The sequence below is a fragment of the Acinetobacter psychrotolerans genome, from assembly GCF_048552595.1.
Taxonomy (GTDB): domain Bacteria; phylum Pseudomonadota; class Gammaproteobacteria; order Pseudomonadales; family Moraxellaceae; genus Acinetobacter.
Genome location: NZ_JBIMDK010000001.1, coordinates 315345 through 338960, shown reverse-complemented (window position 1 = coordinate 338960; position 23616 = coordinate 315345). Strand labels below are relative to the sequence as shown.

Genomic DNA, 23616 nt, shown 5'->3' with positions numbered 1-23616 from the left:
GCCATAAAATGCCATGTTATTCAGCACTTACACATTCTAGTTGCTCCATACATTCAGCACAAAAAATCACAGCTTCATTTTCCAGACTTTGAATTTGCAGTTCGTAAACAAAACCTGTCAGCGTCCGATTACAACCATCACACTGTTGTAAGTTGAAATGACAAATAAAATCAGCATGTTCATAAATGTAATAACCGTCTGTATATTTTTTCATATCCTTATTTCTGAGCTTCTATTCTTAGGCTTATATTAAAGTTTTTAGTTTATTAATAGTGATATTGAAAGTGGCAATGCGACAAGAATAGACGTATAGAAATTTAGAAAAATATTCTTTTAATTCAAGAATAATGATTTTGCTATATTCTTCGACTCACAATTTAAAAAAGATAAAAGGTGAAAATAGAACATCATATTGTTCTAAATTATTTTTTTACAGCACCTTAAATTTCAGACACAAAAAAACCGCAATTAAGCGGCTTCTTCCAATTTTACATCTTGCGATGAGTGCAAGTTGGTGCGCTCAGAGAGATTCGAACTCCCGACCCCTTAGTTCGTAGCCAAGTGCTCTATCCAGCTGAGCTATGAGCGCAATACTTGTATGTCAATAAATTGACTTCGTTACTTTTAGATTTACTTAATTGGTGCGCTCAGAGAGATTCGAACTCCCGACCCCTTAGTTCGTAGCCAAGTGCTCTATCCAGCTGAGCTATGAGCGCGACATAAGTAAATCGTTGGCGGTGAGAGAGGGATTCGAACCCTCGATACAGTTACCCGTATGCATCCTTAGCAGGGATGTGGTTTCAGCCACTCACCCATCTCACCGTAACGAGCCGCCATAATACAAACTTAAACCCCATTCGGCAAGCCATCAGCCTAAAAAAAACCGAGTTTTTTGATCAATTAATTACTTTTTATACGATTTCCATTATTTTGTTGTTTTTTTATGCTACAAAAAGATCAAAACCATGCAAAAGTTAAATAATTTCTTTAAAAACTAATTTTAAAACACAATATTGCAATCAATTACGTGCAGTATTTCACTGTATGTCTTATGCTAATCCTATCTTCTGACTAGAAACCAAATACATCATGAAAAATTGGGTCGATCCTGAAGCCAAAGCTGAAGCTGAACGTTACGACAATCCTATCCCAAGTCGTACACTCATCTTAGAAATCATTGAGCAAAAAAAAGTACCACTGTCACACACGGACTTAGTGGAACAGTTTGAAATAGTTGATCAAAAAAGTATAGAAGCGCTAAGCCACCGTTTAAGTGCGATGGTTCGTGATGGTCAGCTCATGAAAGACGGTTTTAAATATCAGCTCATGGCAGATCAACCTTCTTTAGATGCAACAGTTTATGTCAACTCTAAAGGTTTAGGTGTTGCAAGCTTAGATGGTAAAAAAGACGAATTTTTATTACCCGAGCGAGAGCTACGCCAAGTCTTTCACGGCGACCGTGTAAAAGTTCAACAAACCTCTGTAGACCGTAAAGGTAAAGCTTGGGGCTATATTACTGAGATTACTCAGCGTCGTGTAAAACAGCTTATTGGTAAAGTTGCAGAATTTGAAGGTGAATACTTTGTTCAACCTGCCAATCCAAATGCACACCAACCAATTACCTTAGAAAAAGAATTGATTGAACATGCCAAAGCCAAAGTCGGTGATGCATTACGTGTAGAAATTGATGATTATCCAACACGTGATGAATTGGCAACTGGACATATTATTCAGTCAATGGCAGATAAAGCCGATACTGAAATCATTATTCCACAAACGATTTTGGAATATGGCTTGCCATACGAATTTCCAGATGAAGTGGTAAAAGAAGCAGAAAGCTTTAAAGAACCAACTGCGAAAGACCGTGAAGGTCGTGTCGATTTACGTGATTTGCCATTAGTGACAATTGATGGTGAAGATGCACGTGACTTTGATGATGCTGTATTTGCAGAAAAACGTGCAGGCGGTGGTTATCGTGTGGTCGTGGCAATTGCAGATGTAAGTCATTATGTTCGTTTGGGTAAACCACTAGATAATGAAGCACAGGAGCGTGGGACTTCTGTATATTTCCCACATTATGTTTTACCAATGTTACCTGAAGCACTTTCAAATGGCTTGTGTTCTTTAAATCCAAACCTTGACCGTTTATGTATGGTCTGTGATTTGAATTTAAGCCGTGCAGGTAAAGTGACGAAAGTTGAATTTTATCCATCAGTCATGCATTCAAAAGCACGTTTAACTTATACCCAAGTTGCACAATATTTGGATGGTGACACAACTGCTGTTCCAGAAAATCGTGATGTACACAAATCATTGAATACGCTGTATCAATTGTATGAAACTTTAAAAGGCTTACGTGCTGAACGTCATGCTATGGAGTTCGAAACTGTTGAAACATATATGACTTTTGATGAGTTGGGTGGAATTAAAGAAATTTTACCTCGCACACGTAATGTTGCACACAAACTTATTGAAGAATGTATGTTGCTTGCCAATGTCGCAGCAGCAGAATATTGCTTAAAAAATGAAGTGCCAATGTTGTACCGTGTACACGAAGCGCCTGAATTTTCCCGTATTCAAAAAGTCCGTGATTTTGTCAAATTACTGGGTTTGAAATTCCCTGAACAACCGACTCAAGCAGATTATCAAGCTGTAATTGAAGCGACCAAAGACCGTATTGATGCTCCAAGTATTCATGCGGTGTTGTTACGTTCAATGATGCAAGCTTATTATGGTGCGAAAAATCTCGGTCACTTTGGCTTGGCGTATGAAGCTTATACGCACTTCACTTCGCCAATTCGTCGTTATCCTGACTTGTTGTTACATCGTGCCATTAAAGCCAGTTTGACCACAAAACAGTATCCATTGTCTGGTGCTGCGCTAGATGCTGCAGGTGAGCACTTCTCTATTACTGAACGTCGTGCCGATGAAGCATCTCGTTCTGTGACCTCATGGCTAAAATGTCACTATATGCAGCAGCATATTGGTGAAGAATTTGTGGGTGTGGTCAGTGCAACTGCCGAATTTGGTTTATTTGTCACGCTAAAAGACTTGTATGTAGATGGCATGATTCATGTCAGCCAATTGGGTGATGACTATTTTGTCTTTGATCAAGCAAGTCAAAACTTAGTTGGTCAGAACCGTGGTCAGTCTTTCGGTCTAGGTGATGAAATTAGAATCAAAGTTGCGGGCGTCAATATTGAAGATCGTAAAATCGACTTTGAGTTGATCCAACAACTGAGCCATGGCGGTCGTCCGATTCGTAGCCGTGCACCTCGTGTTGCAAAAACTGTGGCAAAAGAAGAAGTTTTTGCTGATCGTCCTGCAAAGGCCAAATCTAAGTTAGAGTCTTCAAACCCGAGTGAAGATGGGGAACGTCCCAATCGAAAGAAAAAAGCCAAAGGGCACCCCAGTTCTGACAGTAAAAAGCCTCGAAAAAATACTTCAACAAAGTCTGCAACAAAGGTTAAAGATAAAGTGAAGAAAAAAGAAAAGGTAAAAAAGAAAAAGTCCAATGCTAAGGCTAAGGATGAGTAACTTTTAGATCATTTGAATGAGAGAGCTTCGGCTCTCTCTTTTTATTGCTATTCAGAAACTTAAAACTCCATATTTAAATTTGAATATTTCCTTAACCGTTCAATTTAATCATTCAAATCTTTATCAGATTTAAAATTTTGCTCAGAATTTTGAAAATTTCCACGCAACATTCAAATTATTTTAGAAGTAATATCCCTATCCTTTTGCGTACAAGATCCATACTCAGCAGATTGAATCAAATTTGGAATGGTTAAATTTATTACCAGACCTTGATTTCCCTGACCAAAAGCCCTACATCTATCTATAACTTCGCAAATTATTTGGCTTACACCACATGACATTAGAAAAGGCAACTTTGCCAGTACCGCAATTCGATCAAATCACTTTAGATCAACTCAAACAAAATATTGAAAAAGCCATTCAAACAGGGCAAAACTTTTTAAATGAACTGATCCAAGCTCCTGAAAGTATTCAGCAACAACTGGCTGTTATTGAAAATGTAGATTCACTTGAAAATAATATGGGCGAATCTTGGGGTGTTTTATCACACCTCAATGCAGTCATGAACAATGCCGAAACACGTGAAGTCTATCAATCACTACTACCGAGTCTAAGCGAATACTACACGCAGATTGGACAACACGTTCCATTATTCCAAACCTATCAATATGTTTATGACAATGTGATTTTTACTGATTTACCAGCAGCGCAACAAAGTGCCATTAAACTGGCTTTACGTGATTTCAAACTTTCAGGTGTTGCTTTAGAAGGTGAGGCGAAAAAACGCTATGCAGAAATTTCTGCTCGCTTGTCGCAACTGTCTTCTGACTTTTCCAATCATGTTTTAGATTCCACTCAAGCCTATAGCAAACCTTTAACCCAAGATCAGCTGAAAGGTTTACCACAAGGCAGTGTTGAGTTACTCAAACAATATGGTCAACAACGTGAATTAGATCAACCTGTTGCAACTTTAGATATTCCATCTTATCTCGCAATTATGACGTATGCAGAAGACCGTGCATTACGTGAAGAAGTCTATCATGCTTATGTAACTCGTGCCTCTGACCAAGCGATTGATACACAGTTTGACAATGCACCCGTGATGGTTGAAATCCTCAGTCTGCGTCAGGAAATGGCAAAGCTATTAGGTTTTGACAATTATGCAGAATATTCACTGGCTTCAAAAATGGCACCCGATGTTGCCACAGTTGATAAGTTTCTTGTCGATCTTGCTGAACATGCACGTACACCTGCACTTAAAGAAATTGAGGAACTTAAAGCCATTGCCAAACAAGATGGTATAGATGAGCTAAAACCGTGGGATAGCACTTATTATTCTGAAAAATTAAAAGTTCAACAATTCAATCTTTCTCAGGAAGATTTAAAGCCGTACTTCCCTGCGCCAAAAGTCATTCAAGGTCTATTTAATGTCGTGAATCGCTTGTATGGCATTAACGTGATTGAACGTGAAGCACCGTTATGGCATAGCGATGCACATTATTATGAACTTGAAGATCAAGGCAATGTGATTGGTGGTTTTTACTTTGACTTGTATGCACGTAGCGGAAAACGTGGCGGTGCATGGATGAGTGGTTTCCGTTCACGCATGCAAACAGATTCAGGTTTACAAAAACCAATTTGCTACATGGTCGGTAACTTTACACCACCAGTAGGCGATCAAGCTGCCCTTTTAACTCATGATGAAGTGATTACACTATTCCATGAATTTGGTCATGGCTTACATCACATGCTAACAGAAGTAGATAATATTGCAGTGGCAGGAACACACGGCGTAGCTTGGGATGCGGTCGAGTTACCAAGTCAATTTATGGAGTTCTGGACGTGGGATACCGAAAGCTTGGCTTTAATTAGCCAACACATTGAAACAGAAGCATCGCTTCCAAATGATTTATTGAAAGCATTATTAAATGCACGCTTCTTCCAATCGGGTATGCAAACTTTACGTCAAATCGAATTTTCTCTATTTGACTTAAACATTCACAAACAAACTCCTGCGTTAAATGCCGATCAAATCCAAGCAACTTTAGATGATATTCGCCAAAAATATGCAGTTTTAGCCACAGCGCCTTATAACCGCTTCCAAAATGGATTTAGCCATATTTTTGCAGGTGGCTATGCTGCCGGTTATTATTCTTATAAATGGGCTGAAGTTTTAGCCAGTGATGCTTTTGACCGATTTGAAAATGAAGGTGTTTTTAATACCCAGACTGGACAAGAATTTCGTAAGGCAATCCTTGCAGTTGGCGGAAAAGACACAGCACTTGATGCATTTATCAATTTCCGTGGGCGTGAGCCAAAAATAGATGCATTATTACGTCATCAGGGTTGGACGAATAGCTCAAAAAACGCTTAAACTAATGCCCAAATTTGTTTAAAGTATGGTGGGTGTATGAATATCAAACGTCGTTTCATTGCTGGTGCAAAATGTCCAAAATGTGAAGCGATGGATCGTATTGTTATGCTCACTCAAGACGATGCTGAATGGATTGAATGCATTGAGTGTGGTTATTCTGAAAATCGTCCTACGCATGTAGATGCGCCTGAAGAACCTGCCATACCAGATGAAATTGGGGTGATTCAATTCAAGCCTCGTTCTTTAAAATAACTGGACTGTAAAATGCATATAGATCAAAGAAATAATTCAAAATTATTATGGATCATTACCGGTGGATTGGTTGTTATTGCTGTTTTGATTGCGCTATTTTTCGCTTTCAGTGGTTCGTCTAATGATCAACAGACCAATACTCAGATCAAACCAGCTGCACCAGAGCAACCTCTAGTCGCTACACCATCTGCTGCACAACCCGTAGAACAAATAGCAACTTCACAAGCAGCCAATGTCGAATTGGTGAAGGAATCTATTTTAAAAGACAGTGTGCCTGAAAATTCAAGCTTAGCCAAAGAAGAAGTGGCTAAATTAGACGATATTCAAAAGCAACTGGATGAACAACAGCAGAATTTAAAATCGCAACATGCAGATGCAGATCAACTACTGAAATTAAAAGAAGAACAAGTCAAATTACTTGAACAGCAATTGGCAGCTCAAGCAAAAGCTTAGACTGAACTAAATATTTATTTCTACATTTGATAAGTAATATCATTAAAGCTTTAACCTGAGGTTAAAGCTTTTTTTATTGACATAATCTAAAGAATAATTATTTCAGGATGCCTTTATTCAAAGGTTTTTATGTTTCATTATTGCTACACTCACATTGAGTGCATAGATCGTTTTATTTTATGAAAATTAACTCAAGCAATCATAATATTGTTTTGGCAATAGTTTTGCTGACCTGTTCAGCTTTCCTATTTTCAATTATGGGGGTTTTCATCCGCTACGCTTCTTATACTGTAGATAATTACACCGTTGTGTTTTTTAGAAATGTGGTTGGAGTCCTGATCTTTATTCCGCTTATTTTCTCTAAAGGTATTGGTTATTTTAAAACTGAAAAACTGTGGATGCACTCATGGCGTGCCATTGTCGGCTTAACTGCAATGTATGGTTTTTTCTATGCGATTGCACATTTAAAACTCTCTAATGCCATGGTATTTACGTACTCATCTCCAATTTTTATTCCTTTAATTGCTTGGTTATTTCTCAAAGAACAAGTCACTACAACAATGCTGATTGCAGCAGCTCTTGGTCTCATTGGTGTCATTTGCGTTGCAAAACCAGATAGCGGTATGTTCAATAAAATCTCGGCAATTGGTTTAAGTGCAAGTTTTTTGGCAGCAATGGCTTTTGTCACGGTTCGAGCGTTAACCAGCACAGAACCTCCTGAACGGATCGTGTTTTACTTCTGCTTAATTGGCGCAATGCTCTCTGCGATCCCAATGTTTTGGATGATCCGCCCCTATACATTAAAAGAACTTTCATTCTTAATTGGTGCAGGACTTTTAGCAAATATCAGCCAGATCTTTATGTCCTATGCCTACAAACTCGCACCCGCAGGACAAATCGGTCCTGTGAATTATATTGCGATTATTTTTGCAGGAACTTGGGGCTTTTTATTATGGGGCGAAACGCCTGATCTCTCTAGTTTGATCGGTTTCGGCTTTATTGTATTAGCGATTATTCTATGCAGCCCTTTTTTGCAGAAAAAGTTAAATACTTAAAATCTAATATCTTGCCATATCATGTTTTTAATACAAAATATCGTATGACAATATTCACATACTCACCCTATTTTCAATCATAGCCTTATAAGCATAAATATTTAAAATAGAAGTTATTTTTGATGGATTTCAGCTTCAATTCATCTATCTAATTCTCTCCATTTTAAAGCAACTGAATACCGATTTAATCATCGAATGAAAAATCTATACCTCAATTTACTTAAACTATTCCGATGAGGCTCTCTTTAAATTTATCACCACCACACAAATCATCACGCACAAAAAAGCACCCGAAGGTGCTTTCTTAGAGACTGATCTTACTTATTCGGATACCAATCAAACATATTGAATAGGTATGGTACATAAGTCACGATCAACAGCGCAGAGAGTAATACCACGATTGGTAATATCCAACGCTCATATCGATAATAAAAGTTCGTGTATTGGGCTTTTGCTTCGGCATCCGCGGCGGCGACTTCGGCATCTCCGACGGACATTCGCGTCAGTAAATGATTCAATGCCACTGGTGGAGTTACATAACCAAATTCGAAAGCAACCAATACAATCATCCAGAAATGAATTGGATGTATGCCATTGGCAAAGGCAACTGGAGCAACCGTTGCTGCAACCAAAATTACTGCACCAAATGGGTCTGTTGTCATACCAATTAAAGCAAGTAATAGCGCCATAAAGCCAAGAGTAATCATAATGCTACCAAGGTGAGTTGGTACCATAGTTACGATTTCACTCCGCTCGATTAAACCACCAACACTTGCAGACAGTGCCATCAGGATAATTAAAGCACCAATATGCCCAACACTTTCCGAAGTCGCAAACCAAATAGATTTACGGAAACCACGCTCATGTTCAGCTGTAGCACCGTGTTCACGTAGAAATTCAGATTTTTTCTCATGCTCTAAAGTAAGTGCTTTATTTGGATTTTCTGGAACAGGTAACCTGTCACCAAACATTTTATCAAACAAGATAAATACGAGCAGCATGATTGGAAGAATTACAGGTGCTGTAAACTCATCCATTTGTGTATCTAAACCATACTTATAGAACCCAATCACAGCTCCAACGATTGCAATATATGGAAGCACTGGAATAAAGGCACGTAACATGCCAGGCACTGCAACTTTTGGAGAATTGATACGGAATTTATCTTCAGCCAGGAATAATGACACACCAAGGAAAATAAATGCAGTTAACCAGAATACGTAAATACCATGATCAAATAACTCATCAGAAGTAACATGACGGCTATCGAGCATTGAAATCAGAATAACAAGCAAACAAGGACGCAATACCACACCCAACGAGCCTGACATTGCAGACACTGCAAGTGCGTATTGACGGCGTGCACCAGAATTCCACACTTCCCGATAAATGATTGCACCCGCAGCCACAACGAAGATACCTGAAGCACCTGTATAAGCTGTTGGAATTGCCGCACCAATCAAAATGATCCATGTTAATGTTTCAGGTGCTAAATTCCATGGACGAAGAATCGCTAAGAACAAATCCATCACACGCGTTTGAGTCAGTAACATACCAGCCCAAATAAACAACGCTAAGTTGAGGAAAATCCCAGAGAATTCAACCAAAAGTCCAAGGTAGATCCCTTGACCCATTGGATAATCCATAAAGAAGGTAAACGCAATACCCGTCACAATCGCCATAAAGGCATAGAGAGGAATACTTAATAGCGCAAGTCCAAATTTACCGCCTTCTTCAGCATTGGCAGGTGTTCGAAACAATTGGTATAGACTGATCACGGTCAGTGAGATAAACAGAATCATCCATAACCAATAAACAGCAAGCGTTTCAAATGTCGAAATTACACCTGAATTCAATACTGAACGATATTGGCTAATAACCGAATAGCTTAATAATCCATTACCTAGAATCATGGCAACAGAATACACACGGAAATCAAGTTTAGTTCTTGCTGGACGTAAACCAATATGATGCATTTTCAAAGAAGCTGAAATTGCAGCAATAACAACCATTAAAATAAGAATAAGAACGCGGTTCTCAGTTCCCCATTTTAAAATCCAGAAGAATCCAGTCTCCATGGTGCGGTAAGCACGAATGGTAGAATGATCTTCCATATATTTCATGGATTTATCATAGAACGTAAATTTTCCATTACATTCTTGTTGAGCCGCAGTAAAAGACTGTCGTATATCTGCCTCAGGTGTAACCCCAAAGAAAGCAACATCTGGGTCTTTTGCTTCTTGTTGCATTTTATCTTTAACAAGTGAATCAATATTCGCATTTCGATCACATGAAGGCTTGCTTGGTTCTGCTCTTAAATAGGAATACTGCATTCCTACTGATTCGTTTCCGTAAAGTTTTTCACCAAAACGGAGCATCTGCCCATGAATCATATCCCCAGTGCCGATAATTAAAGTCAGCAAAAGGAGAATTAGTATGGAAAAGGTTGAGAACCACTCATTCCAGAGATAACTGAGTAGACCTAATCCCGATCTTTTATTTACAGGTTCTTGCATTGTTATTCCAGTTTTTATACATCGCGACCATACAATCACTTGCATAGCCCATCTTATATTTTTTGGTTATAGGTAAATTCCGTTACCAATACCCACTCCTATCATTACAACTTCAATTTGCCGTAATTTTTTTTAGAAAGACATGGCTCAGATTAATTTATTTGATGGAATTTTTACCAACTCATCCACGGTATTATCATCTAATTCGTTGTCAAACAACGATATGTCTAATTCTATCTCTCTAAAATACCTTGAATTTTGAAAGAATCAACAAAAATGGTGATTCAATCACAGCTAATTGTGAAAAAGTTGATGATAATTCAAATTTTAGATATTTTTCGATAAATTAATTCCATTTTTATTGATTGTTTTTTAATACAAATACACTTGATCATTCGTTTTTTTGTACTACTTGTAACTGAAATATAAGGATAAAAACTGCGAGTAATCCGCCAAAAATCACACCCAATAAATGTGCTTGTGTGAGCACTGGACTGCCAATAAGCTGAGCCGTTTGCAACGATCCAAAGTAATATTCCCAGATGATTTTAGCGAGAACAATCACAATAATCAGTGCTGAAAAATGACGATCAGTTTTATTTTTCAAACTCACAATGGCACAGAATATAAATAGCCCATGCAAAATACCTGACAGCCCTGCATAAGCAAAAATATGCGGATAAATTAAATAAAAACTGAAGCTTAATAATGGTGGCAATAAGAGAAGCAAAATAATTAAACTTATTTTTTTAATATTGGGAAATAAAAAAGGTAAGCAAGCAAATACCAGTACATTTAATAAATAATGAATCCAACCTACATGCACCCAGTGCCCTGTCCACCATCGCCAAGGTTGTGTAAAAAAAATATCATGCCGATAAATAAACTGTTGCTGAAAAAATTGAAGAGCTGCAAAAAAAATGGCGCAGACCATTACAAATTGCATGCTGTCATTGAGTTTTAATTTTTCCATTATTCACCATAAAAAAAGAAGAGCAATTGCTCTTCTTTTCATTGTACTTAAATACTTAATTGAATGACATTAGTTACTTGGCGCTGTACTATCTACCGCAGGTTCGCCAACGTCTTCAGCTGGTGGCGGAAGATCACTAAATAACTCATCATCACCTGTTGTACCTTGGTCATCCCAGAATACCGTCATGCCATCGTCACCTGCACGAACACCGGTATGTTCAGTCCAATAGCGATCCGCAACCCCTTGAACCATTTGACCCGCCATAGCATCAAACAATCTAAACTCAGGATTAATTGGCTTTTCATCTGTACGAGATGCTGCGTAAGCTTTTAAGGCATCTCTCAGCTTCACATCATCACCACTAGCTTGAGCAGCAACAGCATTCATTGCAAACGCTAAACGTACACCTTTTTGCTCTGCAATTTTCATCGATTCTTGCAATGTCTGCGTTGGATCTGGCTTACCATCACCTGCACCTGGCAACAATGTCCAAATAACAGCACGAGTTGCATTTGGTGCACCCCAGTACTTAGTATTATCTAAACATGCCATACCACGCTCAACAATTGCAGCAATATCTTTAGGCACATTCACCGCACCGCCAGAGTTGATGTCATTTGTCATCGCTTGTAAACCACTGAGCATACCAATTAAATATACAGTTTGATCTAAATCCTTACGCATAGCAGGACAAGAATCACCTAAAGTATATTTGTATTTTGCTTGCCAGCGTTCAGCAAAGAGTTGGTAACCTGCATATTGACGTGATGCAGCTAATGCCGCCCAACGTTTTTGTTCTACACGAGCATCTTGGGCTTCTGTTACTTTACCGTCTTTGGAAGCACGTAAATATCTTAACTCAGCATCTAGTGCACGATTTTCCGCACACATACCCGCTGCTGAATATAAAAGAACAGCCATACGTGTTGGATCTGCCCCCATATCTTTAGTAGCCAGAATGGCTGGTGTTAAAGCATTACCCGTACTACAAGCCATATCAGCATCGCCACCACTTAAAATAGGGGGAACGATATATTTTTCACTAAATTGCAATGCGACATTCGCACCTGATTTAACAACATATGAACAGCCTGACAATACAGATGAAGCAACAACAACGGTCAGCATCAATTGACCAAACTTGTGGACCTTAGACATATTCCTGTCCTCTATATAATTGTGTTTATGTCCTTTTTAACCAACAATATCAGATGCAATCTCTGAATAAAAGAGTAATAGCTCTAATTTTATCTGAACAATGTGCCATAAAGTTAAGAATATTCAATTGACCTTAGATTGTATTTATAAAAATTTTGGGCAAAAAAAAGTAGCATTGCGACGGTTCGGCACATGCTACTTGTTAAATGGTAAAACTCTCAGGAGAGCTTTTTAGTTTTGAGTCGTTTCAGCTTCGTATTACTCGCTTTCTCAATCTGTTCCTTCAGCACAGTTCCTAATCTTCCTATTGTAATCGCAAAAACAATTGCGATGATTAGAAACCAAAACGTATGAATTTCACCCATTTGGAAATTCCTCAGTTGCTTTTGGTAGTTTTAATTTACATGATCGAGTTCAACTTTCTGTAGATAATTGTCTGACAATTTGTTAATTTGGCATTTTCAATGAATCTAGTCAGACAAAGAAAAAATGAATTGATTAAAAATGCTCTAAGTTACTTATTTTTATAATTTTTAATAACTGATTAATAATTTAATTTGTAAGACAATCACCCAAACTTACAGCGATTTTTTAAAGATTTCCATTGATTTTTAGAGACTTGATCTTGCCAAATGATTGAAGGCTTTATTTTTTTATTCTCAAAATGAACCGCAATATAAAAATAATGATCAATAAATTGTATTATTTTGACTTGCTGTATCTCACGACTAGAAGAATATCGAATTGACCAAATGTCATATTCTAATTGCTCAATTTGATCTGCTTTAGGCTGCATGTTAAACAATTTTAGACTGATCAAAGCAGCGACAATACAGACCATCCACATCCAAATACTTAAGCTTAAATATATGAATAGTAGAATAATTATCAAGCATGAAATCTGAAAACCCAGTGCGAAACGACTGGGTTTTAACAAATAACATTGATGTATCTGAGAATTAGCCATGGACATATTTTTTGAGTTTGTTAATTAAATCTCGCAGTTCAGGGCGTGGTGGCTCTGACACTTCCATAAACCAATCCAATAAATCTGGATCTTCTTGATCAACCAACTCTTTAAACAAATCTCTTTCTTGTTGATCTGCGTGTAAATAGTATTGTTTTACATAAGGGTCAAAATACACATCAATCTCTTTCAAACCACGACGTGCACGATAAATCACTTTGCGCTCTTCTAAAGTCATTTCTTCAGACATGATATTCCCCGATGATGAATTGCCAGATAGTTTACCTGATTCTTTCATAAATTCTTGCTAAAAACGTTGAAATGACCAAATTCATCATTTTCAAAATAGATTTGAGCATTCATCTCATTGCGACAAAATTATAATTCACATAATTTCAACCCACTAAACTCCTTTGGATATTATAAAAATGCAATCAGCTTCTGTCCGCCCTTTGGCAAATATGTTGCCGCGTAAATTATTTAATGCTGAGCATGAAGCATTCAGAGAAACTGTACGTAAATTTTATGAAAAAGAAGTCGTTCCAAATATTGCTAAATATGAAGAACAACAACATGTCGATCGTGATTTATGGAATAAAGCAGGTGAAATGGGGCTACTTTGTGCAACCATGCCTGAAGAATATGGTGGTTATGGTGTAGATCGCCTCTACAGTATGATTTTAATTGAAGAACAAGCATATGCTATGGATTCTTCAACAGGTTTTTCTTTACATTCAGATATTGTTGCAAACTATGTCAACAACTTTGGTAATGAAGAACAAAAGAAACACTGGATTCCAAAAATGGTTTCTGGCGAGGTGGTTACTGCTATTGCAATGACAGAACCAGGTACAGGTTCAGACTTACAAGGCGTAAGAACAACTGCCGTTTTAGAGGGTGATGAATATATCATCAATGGTTCTAAGATCTTTATCACCAATGGTTATTTGTGTGATATGGCAATTGTAGTCTGTAAAACAGGAAGTACAGATAAAGGTTCTGCCAACTTATCTTTAATTATTGTAGAAGCGAATCGTGCTGGTTTTAGCAAAGGCAAACCTTTGAATAAGATTGGCATGAAAGGTCAAGATACTTGCGAATTGTTCTTCGAAGATGTACGTGTCCCAAAAGAAAACTTACTCGGTATGGAAGGAATGGGCTTTATCATGCTAATGAAAGAATTGGCTTGGGAGCGTATGTTAGTTGCAATCATTTGCCAAGCCGGTTCAGAAGCTGCCTTTGCTCACACTGTCCAATATACAAAAGATCGTAAAGCATTTGGTAAGCCAATTGGTGCTTTCCAAAACACACGCTTTAAACTTGCTGAAATGCGTTCAGAGATCGATTTCAGCCGTGCTTATTTAGACCGCTGTATGGAATTGCAACTCGAAGGTACTTTAGGTATCGAAGCAGCTGCAGCAGCAAAATATAAGATGTCAGATATGTTCTCCGAGGTTGTAGATGAATGCCTACAATTACATGGTGGTTATGGCTACATGCTCGAGTATCCAATTGCACGTGCTTATATCGATAACCGTGCGAATCGTATTTATGCAGGAACCAATGAAATTATGAAAGAATTAATTGCACGTTCTTTATAATTTTTAAACAATAAGATCAGGGAGCAAATGCTCCTTTTTCTTTACCTCATTTTTTTGTAGTCTAGTAATCGGCAATTATTACTATTGATTGATTTTCATTAATATTTTTGTAATAAAAAAGGAGCTTACGCTCCTTTCAGTTTAGTACTGGGTTCTTAATTTATTAAGACACCAGTTTAGGCTTTTTTTCAGTTTGGGCTTCACGTTTATGAAACTTCAAGACGCTATCATCAAATTTAGCATTTTTAAGCTCTTTACGATCTGCCAAATAGTTATTGGTCACTTTCCATGGCGCATGTTTACCTTGTTTAGGCATAACGTCTGCAGCACGTGCAATATAACCTGAACTTAGACTACCCATCACAGTATCTTCAAGTAACTCTGTAGCATCACCTTGTGGAATCACTTCATCAAAGCCTTTCTGATCCATATAATTCACAAGACGACTAATATATTCTGCAGCGATATCAACTTTTAACGTCCAAGATGCATTGATATAGCCAATGATCATTGCCATATTAGGTACATCACTCACCATGACGCCTTTATAAAGCATATGCTGAGAAGTGTTCATTGGCTTACCATCAATCGTCGCTTTAATGCCACCCAGAATTTGAATTTCTAGACCTGTCGCAGAAACAATGATATCGGCATCCAAGTGTTTACCAGATTTTAATTGAACACCTGTTTCAGTGATTTTTTCAATATGATCTGTTTCAACACTTGCTTTACCAGTACGTAAAATTTTAAATAAATCACCATCTGGAACAACACATAAACGCTGATCCCATGGGTTATAGCTTGGTGTAAAGTGCTTTAAATCTACTTTACCCTTCAATTGTATTTCGATAGATTTTAATAACAGTTTACGCAGAATATTAGGCTGTTTTTGTGCTAATGCATAAATACCACGTTGCATGCCAATATTTCTTGCACGTGTTAATTTATAAGCCACATCTTCTGGCAAAATTTTACGCATTTTTTCATAAACAAAATCAACAGAAGGCACAGTTGCAATATAAGTTGGAGAGCGTTGCAACATAGTTACATGACCAGCCCCACCCTTCACCATTGCAGGTACTAAGGTAATTGCTGTTGCACCACTACCAATAATTAAGACTTTTTTCCCCGTGTAATCTAGGTTTTCAGGCCAAAATTGAGGATTGATAAACTGCCCTTTAAATGCTTCTTTATTTGGAAAATCAGGTTGATAACCTTGGTCATAATTATAATAACCCGTACAACCTACGACAAAATTAGCCTGCCAAGTATTTAATTTACCACTAGAATCCTCAACTTCTACAATCCATTTTTTAATAGAAGAATCATAATTAGCAGTACGTACACGATGATTAAAACGAATTTTTTCTTTTAACTTAAATTCTTCTAAAACTTCAGCAACATAACCTTTAATCGAAGCACCATCTGCCAAAACTTTTGAACTCTGCCATGGTTTAAAATTAAAACCAAAAGTCGACATATCAGAATCAGAACGAATACCAGGATACTTAAACAAGTCCCACGTCCCACCAAAGCTTTCACGACGTTCAATAATTTCAAATGAGCGCTGTGGTGAATTTTTAGAAAGGTGAGCTGCCACACCAATACCAGAAATACCAGCACCTACAATAAGGATATCAATTTGCTTTTCCATGTTCTTTTTATGACCTATTTAAGAATACATTTTTATTAAATCACAAATTTGACAATACGCAATGTCAAGTTTGTATTTTTCCGACAAATTTCATGTCAGTTCAGGACAAATTTAAAGTTTTGTCTGACAATTATCAATACTTAAGCATAAAAAAAGGTCGGTAAAATACCGACCTTTTTCGAACAACCGATTGTTCTGTGACGCGAGTAATTAGTTTACTTCACGATCCACAAGTTCTACATAAGCCATCGGCGCAGCATCACCTGCACGGAAACCAGCTTTAAGAACACGTAGATAACCGCCGTTACGTTCTTTGTAACGAGGGCCAAGAACGGTAAATAATTTACCAACTGTTGCTGCTGAACGAGTACGAGCAAACGCCAAACGACGGTTTGCTACAGTATCGCTTTTAGCTAAAGTGATTAAAGGCTCAGCTACACGACGTAACTCTTTAGCTTTAGGCACAGTTGTTTTAATCAACTCATGCTCAAACAAAGAATTAGCCATGTTTTGGAACATCGCTTTACGATGACTGCTTGTACGGCCTAATTTCACACCACTATTACGATGACGCATGGTGATAGTCCTACTTAATTAACGGCTACGATAGGCAAAACGATCGTCCATACGTAAACTAGCTGGTGGCCAGTTTTCTAAACGCATGCCGAGTTGTAAGCCTTTTGAAGCCAGAACATCTTTGATCTCAGTAAGCGATTTTTTACCAAGGTTAGGAGTTTTAAGTAACTCCACCTCAGTGCGCTGTACAAGATCACCAATGTAGTAAATATTTTCTGCTTTCAAACAGTTAGCAGAACGAACAGTAAGCTCTAGATCATCTACTGGACGAAGCAAGATTGGATCAACTTCCTCACGAGGTTCTTGAGCCACTGGAGCTTGATCTTTCTGAAGATCAACAAAAATTGCAATTTGTTGTTGCAAGATTGTTGCCGCTTTGCGGATTGCTTCTTCTGGATCTACAGTTCCATTAGTCTCAAGATCAATGACGAGCTTATCAAGGTCAGTACGTTGTTCTACACGAGCATTTTCAACTGTGTAAGACACACGTTTGATCGGGCTATAAGAAGCATCTAACTGTAAACGACCCACTGGGCGAGTTTCGCCTTCTGGGAAACGTGAGTCAGATGTTTCATAACCACGGCCTTGACAAACTTTCAGGCGCATTTTAATTGAGCCTGAAGCACTTAAAGTACCAATCAAATGTTCAGTATTAACCACTTCAACATTATGCGGTAAACGAAGATCAGCGGCAGTAATGTCGCCAGGACCTTGTTTTTCCAATGTCAAATATGCTTCGTTTTGATCGAACAGCTTAATAGACAATCCTTTTAGGTTCAGCAAGAGCTCGACGATGTCCTGCTGCAAGCCTTCTAAAGTACTGTACTCATGCTCGACACCTTCTATCTCAACTTCAACCACAGCAGCGCCAGGTAAAGAAGATAAAAGGATACGGCGTAAAGCATTACCAAGAGTATGACCAAAGCCACGCTCTAACGGTTCAAGAATCACTTTTGCCGAGGTCCCGCTTGCCGCTTCGACTTTAATCGCTTGCGGAGTAAGAAACTCGTTTGCAGTACGCGTCATTATTGCTACCTCAAGGATTATTTAGAATACAATTCTACAATCAAGCTTTCGTTGATTTCAGCAGGTAAATCAGAACGATCTGGTGCAGCTTTAAATGTACCTTCAAGTTTTGAATGATCTACATCAATCCAAGGTGAAGTACCACGTTGAGCAGCTAATTCAATTGCGCTTTTAATACGTAATTGTTGTTTAGCACCTTCGTGAACTGCGATCACGTCGCCCGCTTTAACTTGGATAGACGCAATGTTTACGCGACGACCATTTAAAGTGATTGAACGATGAGATACAAGCTGACGAGCTTCTGCACGTGTAGAACCAAAACCCATACGATAAACAACGTTATCGAGACGGCTTTCTAGCAATTTCAACAAGTTTTCACCTGTTGCGCCTTTAACACGAGCAGCTTCTTTATAGTAATTACTAAATTGACGCTCTAACACACCGTACATACGACGTACTTTTTGTTTTTCACGTAATTGTAGAGAATACTCAGATTGTTTGCTACCACGAGCTCCACCATGTTGGCCAGGAGCTTTCGCATGTTTTTTTGTCTTAACTTCAAACGGTTTAACGCCTGATTTAAGTTGCAGGTCTGTCCCTTCGCGGCGAGAGAGTTTGCATTTTGGACCAATATAACGAGCCATGAATGTTTCTCCTTACACGCGACGTTTTTTAGGTGGACGGCAACCGTTGTGCGGGATTGGCGTCACATCGGTAATGCTGTTAATTTTATAACCCACTGCACCTAATGCACGGACCGCAGACTCACGACCAGGACCAGGACCTTTTACAAGGACGTCCAAGTTTTTCAAACCGTAATCTAAAGCAGCTTTACCAGCAACTTCAGCAGCTACCTGAGCAGCAAACGGAGTTGATTTACGTGATCCACGGAAGCCTTGTCCACCAGAGGTAGCCCAAGCCAGTGCATTACCTTGACGATCGGTAATAGTCACAATGGTGTTATTAAAAGAAGCGTGAATGTGTGCAACACCTTCAGAGACGGTACGAGTGACCTTCTTGCGTGCGCGAGTATCTTTAGCCATCTTTTAGCTTCCAGAAATCTTATTTCTTAATAGGTTTGCGCGGACCTTTACGGGTACGTGCGTTAGTTTTGGTGCGTTGTCCACGAACAGGCAAGCTGCGACGATGACGAAGACCGCGGTAGCAGCCTAAATCCATTAAACGTTTAATGTTCATGGAAATTTCGCGACGTAAATCACCTTCGGTCGGAACCTTAGTAATTTCTGCACGAATCGCATCAAGCTGAGCGTCATCTAGTTCACGAATCTTAGTGGTAGTAGCGATACCAACAGCAGCCAAGATATTCTTAGCAGTATGGCGACCAATACCAAAGATATACGTAAGAGAGATAACAGCATGCTTGTTATCCGGAATGTTTACACCGGCAATACGAGCCATTCAAATTTCTCCAAAAAGGCAGTAGAGATAATCAACCGCCCTACAAAAATCTTGAAGGGCGGATAATAACCTAATTAGCCTACTGAAATCAACAGGTCTTAATTAAATTAACCTTGACGCTGTTTATGACGAGGTTCTGCGCTGCAAATTACGCGAATAACCCCATTACGACGGATAACTTTACAGCTACCACAAATTTTCTTTACAGAAGCTTGTACTTTCATGATGAAACCTCTAAGTGCGCTTATCCCTTAGGATGAGCAGTCGTTTTTCTCATTAACGATTGATTATCGTACTGGTGCGAAGTTAAATGGGCTTGCAGCTGAGCCATAAAGTCCATAACCACTACAACTACGATGAGTAATGAAGTACCACCCAAATGGAATGGAATACCAAAAGAACTCTGTAAAATCATCGGCATTAAACAGATGACCGTAATGTAGATTGCACCAATAAAAGTCAAACGATTAAGAATATGATCTAAGTAACGAGCAGTTTGCTCTCCTGGGCGAATACCAGGCACATAAGCTCCACTGCGTTTTAAATTCTCTGAAACTTCTTTAGGACTGAACACCAGTGCCGTATAAAAATAACAGAAGAAAATAATTAACGCACCGAAGAGCACTAAATACAAAGGTTGTCCAGGCGATAACACTAATGCTAAATCTTGTAGCGAACGTTTCACGATTCCTGCATTTGGATCAGCACTACCTAACCATTGACCTAAACTTGCAGGGAAAAGTAACAGCGAACTCGCGAAAATTGCTGGAATTACCCCTGCCATATTAATCTTCAATGGCAAATGTGTTTGCTGTGCAGTAAATACACGACGACCTTGCTGCTTTTGAGCATAGTTAACAGGTATACGACGTTGAGCTTTTTCAATGAACACAATCGCCGCTAATACAGCAATTGAAAGTAATCCAAATACAGCCAAACCGATTAAACTCGATTGACCATTATCTACCGAAGTAAATGCTTGGATGACTAAGTTTGGTAAACCAGCAACAATACCTGCAAAGATAATCATTGAGATACCATTACCAACACCACGTTCAGTGATCTGCTCACCCAACCACATTAAGAACATAGTACCTGCGACTAACGATGTTAGCGCTGGAACGTAGAACGCCAATCCTGAAGTCAAAGTAATCCCTTGACTAATCAGACCAGCACACATCCCAATACCTTGAACTAATGCAAGTAATAGGGTGCCGTAGCGCGTATATTGATTAATCTTACGCTTACCCTGCTCGCCTTCCTTCTTTAATGCCTCTAACGAAGGAACAACTGTTGACATCAGCTGCACAATAATTGATGCAGAAATGTATGGCATGATTCCTAACGCCAAAATAGACATTCGTTCTAATGCTCCGCCAGAGAACATATTAAACAAACCTAAAAAAGTACCTTCATTAGCTTTGAAAAAACGTTCTAAAGCGACATTATCAATCCCTGGCAGCGGAATATGCGCTCCTAGTCGAAAGACCACCAAAGCACCGATTAAAAACATTAATCGCTGTATAATTTCACGATATTTCACATGAAACGGCTGACCTTTCATCATGTTAACATGACCTGTAGAACTAGGAGACATAGTCACTCGCGATTACTCCTCGACTTTACCGCCAGCAGCTTCAACAGCAGCTTTAGCGCCTTTAGTCAATGCAACACCTTGGATAGTGAACGCACGAGTGATTTCACCAGAAAGAACGATACGAGCACGAATCATATCTTTACGTACTACGTTCGCAGCTTTTAAAGTTTCAAGAGAAACAATATCGCCTTCAACTTTAGTAAGCTCAGATAAACGTACTTCAGCAGTTTTCAAAGCCAATTGGCTAGTGAAACCGAATTTAGGTAAACGACGATATAACGCTGTTTGACCGCCTTCGAAACCTGGACGCGTACCACCACTTTTACGTGAGTTTTGACCTTTGACACCACGGCCACCAGTCTTACCAACGCCAGAACCGATACCACGGCCTACACGACGGCTGTCACGTTTTGCACCTTCAGCAGGTGCAAGTTCATTTAAACGCAGAGTCATGGCTTATTCCTCTACACTAACCATATAGTAAACTTTGTTGACCATACCACGATTAGAAGGTGTATCTAACACTTCTACAGTATGACCAATACGACGCAGACCTAAACCTTGTAGGCAAAGTTTGTGATTTTTCAAACGATGCGAAGAAGATTTAATCTGGGTAACTTTAATCGTTTTCATGATTGATTACCCTTGAATTTGTGCTACTGAAAGACCACGTTTCGCAGCGACTTTCTCAGGAGAAGTCATATCACGCAAACCTTTGAAAGTTGCGTTAACTACGTTAGCAGCATTAGTAGAACCGTAACATTTAGCAAGTACGTTATGTACACCTGCCGCTTCTAAAACAGCGCGCATAGCGCCACCAGCAATTACACCAGTACCTTCAGAAGCAGGTTGCATGTATACACGGCTTGCACCATGACGAGCATTCACAGGGTGTTGCAGAGTAGTACCTGCAAGATCAACGGTAATCATGTTGCGACGAGCAGCTTCAAGTGCTTTAGCAATAGCAGCTGGAACTTCACGTGCTTTACCACGACCAAAACCTACACGACCATTACCATCACCTACCACAGTCAATGCTGTGAAAGAGAAGATACGACCACCCTTAACAACTTTGGCTACACGATCAACGGCAACCAGCTTTTCAACAAGACCTTCGTTTTGTTCAACTTTAGCCATGATTAGAACTCCAAGCCGTTTTCACGAGCAGCATCAGCCAAGGCTTTGATACGACCATGATATTTAAAACCAGAACGGTCAAATGCAACTTTAGTAACACCAGCTGCTTTAGCGCGCTCTGCGATTAAAGCGCCTACTTTAGTAGCCGCATCAACGTTACCAGTAGTACCGCTACGCAATGATGTATCCAAAGTAGAAGCTTGCGCTAATACTTTTCCACCATCTGCTGAAATAACCTGAGCATAGATGTGACGCGGAGTGCGGTTTACACACAAACGAGTCGCACCCAACGCACGGATGTGCAAGCGTGTGCTTTTCGCACGACGCAAACGGGATTGTTTCTTTTCGTTCATAAGAACCTCGCGCCTTATTTCTTCTTAGCTTCTTTACGAAGAACAACTTCGTCAGAATAACGAACACCTTTGCCTTTATATGGCTCTGGTGGACGGTATCCACGGATTTCTGCAGCCACTTGACCTAACAATTGCTTGTTAGTTGATTTCAAAATGATTTCAGTAGCAGTAGGAGTTTCCGCAGTTACACCTTCTGGAAGTGCGTAATCAATTGGATGTGAAAAACCTAAGTTAAGGTGTACAACAGTACCCTTAACCGCAGCTTTGTAACCAACACCAATGAGTTGTAACTTACGTTCGAAACCTTCGTTAACACCTTTTACAAGGTTATTTAACACAGCGCGAGCAGTACCAGCTTGCATCCAAGAATCACGAGATTCTTTAACTGGAGCAATTTGAAGTTTACCTTCTTCCTGTTTAAGCTCGACCAGCGCATGCAGGGTGAAAGACAAAGAACCCTTTGTACCTTTCACTTCGACCTGCCGGCCGTTCTGAGTAACTGTTACACCATTAGGTACAGCTACTGGGGCTTTAGCCACACGAGACATGAGGAATCACCTATTAAGAAACAAAAGCAATAACTTCACCACCGATACCAGCAGAACGTGCTGCGCGATCAGTCATGATGCCTTTGCTTGTAGAAACAATTGCAATACCTAAACCTTGCTTAACGCTCGGAAGTGCATCCTTACCGCGATACTGACGTAAACCTGGACGGCTTACGCGTTTCACAGTTTCGATAACTGGTTTGCCTTCAAAATACTTTAAAGTAATTGTCAAAGTAGGTTTGCCTTCATTCTCAGCTACTTCTACATTTGCAACATAACCTTCAGATTGAAGTACGCTAGCGATAGCAACTTTCAACTTAGAGTTAGGCATAGAAACAGTTTGTTTCTTTGCCATTTGTGCGTTACGAACACGGGTTAACATGTCGGCAACGGTATCTTGCATACTCATTTATAGTC

General features: G+C 39.1%; 26 protein-coding genes, 3 tRNA genes and 1 pseudogene. 7 read left to right on the top strand and 23 right to left on the bottom strand.

Features of this window, described 5'->3' with window-relative positions:
• Window positions 1-16: 16 nt before the first annotated feature.
• The 4 genes from ACG94X_RS01550 to ACG94X_RS01535 all read right to left on the bottom strand — a co-directional run bounded on the left by ACG94X_RS01550 (window position 17) and on the right by ACG94X_RS01535 (window position 822).
• Entirely contained in the window at window positions 17-214 is a 198-nt protein-coding gene (locus ACG94X_RS01550) for a hypothetical protein (protein ID WP_419381962.1), read from the bottom strand.
• A 298-nt stretch (window positions 215-512) separates the two neighbouring features.
• A tRNA-Arg gene (locus ACG94X_RS01545) sits at window positions 513-589 on the bottom strand.
• A 50-nt stretch (window positions 590-639) separates the two neighbouring features.
• Window positions 640-716: transfer RNA gene (locus ACG94X_RS01540), tRNA-Arg, on the bottom strand.
• 16 nt (window positions 717-732) lie between these two features.
• Window positions 733-822 (bottom strand) — tRNA-Ser (locus ACG94X_RS01535).
• A gap of 267 nt (window positions 823-1089) precedes the next feature.
• On the opposite strand from ACG94X_RS01535, the gene rnr reads away from it, so the two are divergent.
• The 6 genes and pseudogenes from rnr to ACG94X_RS01505 all read left to right on the top strand — a co-directional run.
• The gene (gene rnr / locus ACG94X_RS01530) at window positions 1090-3537 is read left to right on the top strand and encodes a ribonuclease R (protein WP_419381961.1); all 2448 of its coding nucleotides are present in this window, start codon (window positions 1090-1092) and stop codon (window positions 3535-3537) included.
• Window positions 3538-3871: 334 nt separating this feature from the next.
• Window positions 3872-5911 (top strand): M3 family metallopeptidase, encoded by a 2040-nt coding sequence (locus ACG94X_RS01525; RefSeq protein WP_419381960.1) that lies wholly within the window; start codon window positions 3872-3874, stop codon window positions 5909-5911.
• Window positions 5912-5953: 42 nt separating this feature from the next.
• Window positions 5954-6163: a YheV family putative zinc ribbon protein gene (locus ACG94X_RS01520; protein ID WP_419382007.1), complete on the top strand. Its 210-nt coding sequence runs from the start codon at window positions 5954-5956 to the stop codon at window positions 6161-6163.
• 12 nt (window positions 6164-6175) lie between these two features.
• The gene (locus ACG94X_RS01515; protein WP_419381959.1) at window positions 6176-6616 is read left to right on the top strand and encodes a hypothetical protein; all 441 of its coding nucleotides are present in this window, start codon (window positions 6176-6178) and stop codon (window positions 6614-6616) included.
• A gap of 179 nt (window positions 6617-6795) precedes the next feature.
• Window positions 6796-7671: a DMT family transporter gene (locus ACG94X_RS01510; RefSeq protein ID WP_419381958.1), complete on the top strand. Its 876-nt coding sequence runs from the start codon at window positions 6796-6798 to the stop codon at window positions 7669-7671.
• Window positions 7672-7827: 156 nt separating this feature from the next.
• A pseudogene (locus ACG94X_RS01505) lies at window positions 7828-7908 on the top strand (IS1595 family transposase); the annotation flags it as partial.
• Window positions 7909-7988: 80 nt separating this feature from the next.
• On the opposite strand, the gene ACG94X_RS01500 reads toward ACG94X_RS01505, so the two are convergent.
• The 5 genes from ACG94X_RS01500 to ACG94X_RS01480 form a co-directional block, all read right to left on the bottom strand.
• Complete coding sequence (locus ACG94X_RS01500; protein ID WP_419381957.1) at window positions 7989-10187, bottom strand: TRAP transporter large permease subunit; 2199 nt, start codon at window positions 10185-10187, stop codon at window positions 7989-7991.
• A gap of 391 nt (window positions 10188-10578) precedes the next feature.
• A complete protein-coding gene (rrtA, locus tag ACG94X_RS01495; RefSeq protein WP_419381956.1) occupies window positions 10579-11160 on the bottom strand; it encodes a rhombosortase in 582 nt (193 codons plus the stop codon).
• Window positions 11161-11229: 69 nt separating this feature from the next.
• Window positions 11230-12321, bottom strand: a complete 1092-nt coding sequence (locus tag ACG94X_RS01490; protein ID WP_419381955.1) for a hypothetical protein — start codon at window positions 12319-12321, stop codon at window positions 11230-11232.
• Between the two features lie 568 nt (window positions 12322-12889).
• On the bottom strand, window positions 12890-13168 hold the full coding sequence (locus ACG94X_RS01485; protein ID WP_419381954.1) for a hypothetical protein: 279 nt from the start codon (window positions 13166-13168) through the stop codon (window positions 12890-12892).
• Between the two features lie 112 nt (window positions 13169-13280).
• Entirely contained in the window at window positions 13281-13538 is a 258-nt protein-coding gene (locus ACG94X_RS01480; protein WP_419382006.1) for an FAD assembly factor SdhE, read from the bottom strand.
• Window positions 13539-13716: 178 nt separating this feature from the next.
• Here ACG94X_RS01480 and ACG94X_RS01475 point away from each other — a divergent pair, with 178 nt between their 5' ends.
• Window positions 13717-14889 (top strand): acyl-CoA dehydrogenase family protein, encoded by a 1173-nt coding sequence (locus tag ACG94X_RS01475; RefSeq protein WP_419381953.1) that lies wholly within the window; start codon window positions 13717-13719, stop codon window positions 14887-14889.
• Window positions 14890-15052: 163 nt separating this feature from the next.
• Here ACG94X_RS01475 and ACG94X_RS01470 read toward each other — a convergent pair whose 3' ends face one another.
• From ACG94X_RS01470 to rpsH, 14 genes are all read right to left on the bottom strand, one after another.
• Complete coding sequence (locus ACG94X_RS01470; protein WP_419381952.1) at window positions 15053-16543, bottom strand: flavin-containing monooxygenase; 1491 nt, start codon at window positions 16541-16543, stop codon at window positions 15053-15055.
• Window positions 16544-16753: 210 nt separating this feature from the next.
• Window positions 16754-17119 carry a 50S ribosomal protein L17 gene (gene rplQ, locus ACG94X_RS01465; RefSeq protein WP_419381951.1) on the bottom strand — a complete coding sequence of 122 codons (366 nt, stop codon included), beginning with the start codon at window positions 17117-17119 and terminating at the stop codon, window positions 16754-16756.
• Window positions 17120-17137: 18 nt separating this feature from the next.
• Window positions 17138-18145 (bottom strand): DNA-directed RNA polymerase subunit alpha, encoded by a 1008-nt coding sequence (locus tag ACG94X_RS01460; RefSeq protein WP_419381950.1) that lies wholly within the window; start codon window positions 18143-18145, stop codon window positions 17138-17140.
• A 17-nt stretch (window positions 18146-18162) separates the two neighbouring features.
• Window positions 18163-18789: a 30S ribosomal protein S4 gene (rpsD, locus tag ACG94X_RS01455; RefSeq protein WP_419381949.1), complete on the bottom strand. Its 627-nt coding sequence runs from the start codon at window positions 18787-18789 to the stop codon at window positions 18163-18165.
• A gap of 12 nt (window positions 18790-18801) precedes the next feature.
• Entirely contained in the window at window positions 18802-19188 is a 387-nt protein-coding gene (rpsK, locus tag ACG94X_RS01450; RefSeq protein WP_004281491.1) for a 30S ribosomal protein S11, read from the bottom strand.
• A 19-nt stretch (window positions 19189-19207) separates the two neighbouring features.
• On the bottom strand, window positions 19208-19564 hold the full coding sequence (rpsM, locus tag ACG94X_RS01445) for a 30S ribosomal protein S13 (protein ID WP_004650467.1): 357 nt from the start codon (window positions 19562-19564) through the stop codon (window positions 19208-19210).
• A 107-nt stretch (window positions 19565-19671) separates the two neighbouring features.
• A complete protein-coding gene (gene rpmJ, locus ACG94X_RS01440; protein WP_000867907.1) occupies window positions 19672-19788 on the bottom strand; it encodes a 50S ribosomal protein L36 in 117 nt (38 codons plus the stop codon).
• A gap of 20 nt (window positions 19789-19808) precedes the next feature.
• Window positions 19809-21128, bottom strand: a complete 1320-nt coding sequence (gene secY, locus ACG94X_RS01435; RefSeq protein ID WP_419382005.1) for a preprotein translocase subunit SecY — start codon at window positions 21126-21128, stop codon at window positions 19809-19811.
• Between the two features lie 45 nt (window positions 21129-21173).
• Complete coding sequence (gene rplO / locus ACG94X_RS01430) at window positions 21174-21614, bottom strand: 50S ribosomal protein L15 (RefSeq protein WP_419381948.1); 441 nt, start codon at window positions 21612-21614, stop codon at window positions 21174-21176.
• A 3-nt stretch (window positions 21615-21617) separates the two neighbouring features.
• Entirely contained in the window at window positions 21618-21794 is a 177-nt protein-coding gene (gene rpmD / locus ACG94X_RS01425; protein ID WP_419381947.1) for a 50S ribosomal protein L30, read from the bottom strand.
• Between the two features lie 6 nt (window positions 21795-21800).
• Window positions 21801-22298 (bottom strand): 30S ribosomal protein S5, encoded by a 498-nt coding sequence (rpsE, locus tag ACG94X_RS01420; protein ID WP_419381946.1) that lies wholly within the window; start codon window positions 22296-22298, stop codon window positions 21801-21803.
• Between the two features lie 2 nt (window positions 22299-22300).
• On the bottom strand, window positions 22301-22651 hold the full coding sequence (gene rplR, locus ACG94X_RS01415; protein WP_419381945.1) for a 50S ribosomal protein L18: 351 nt from the start codon (window positions 22649-22651) through the stop codon (window positions 22301-22303).
• Between the two features lie 14 nt (window positions 22652-22665).
• Window positions 22666-23199 (bottom strand): 50S ribosomal protein L6, encoded by a 534-nt coding sequence (gene rplF / locus ACG94X_RS01410; protein ID WP_419381944.1) that lies wholly within the window; start codon window positions 23197-23199, stop codon window positions 22666-22668.
• A 13-nt stretch (window positions 23200-23212) separates the two neighbouring features.
• Window positions 23213-23608: a 30S ribosomal protein S8 gene (rpsH, locus tag ACG94X_RS01405; protein WP_419381943.1), complete on the bottom strand. Its 396-nt coding sequence runs from the start codon at window positions 23606-23608 to the stop codon at window positions 23213-23215.
• Between the last annotated feature and the right edge of the window lie 8 nt (window positions 23609-23616).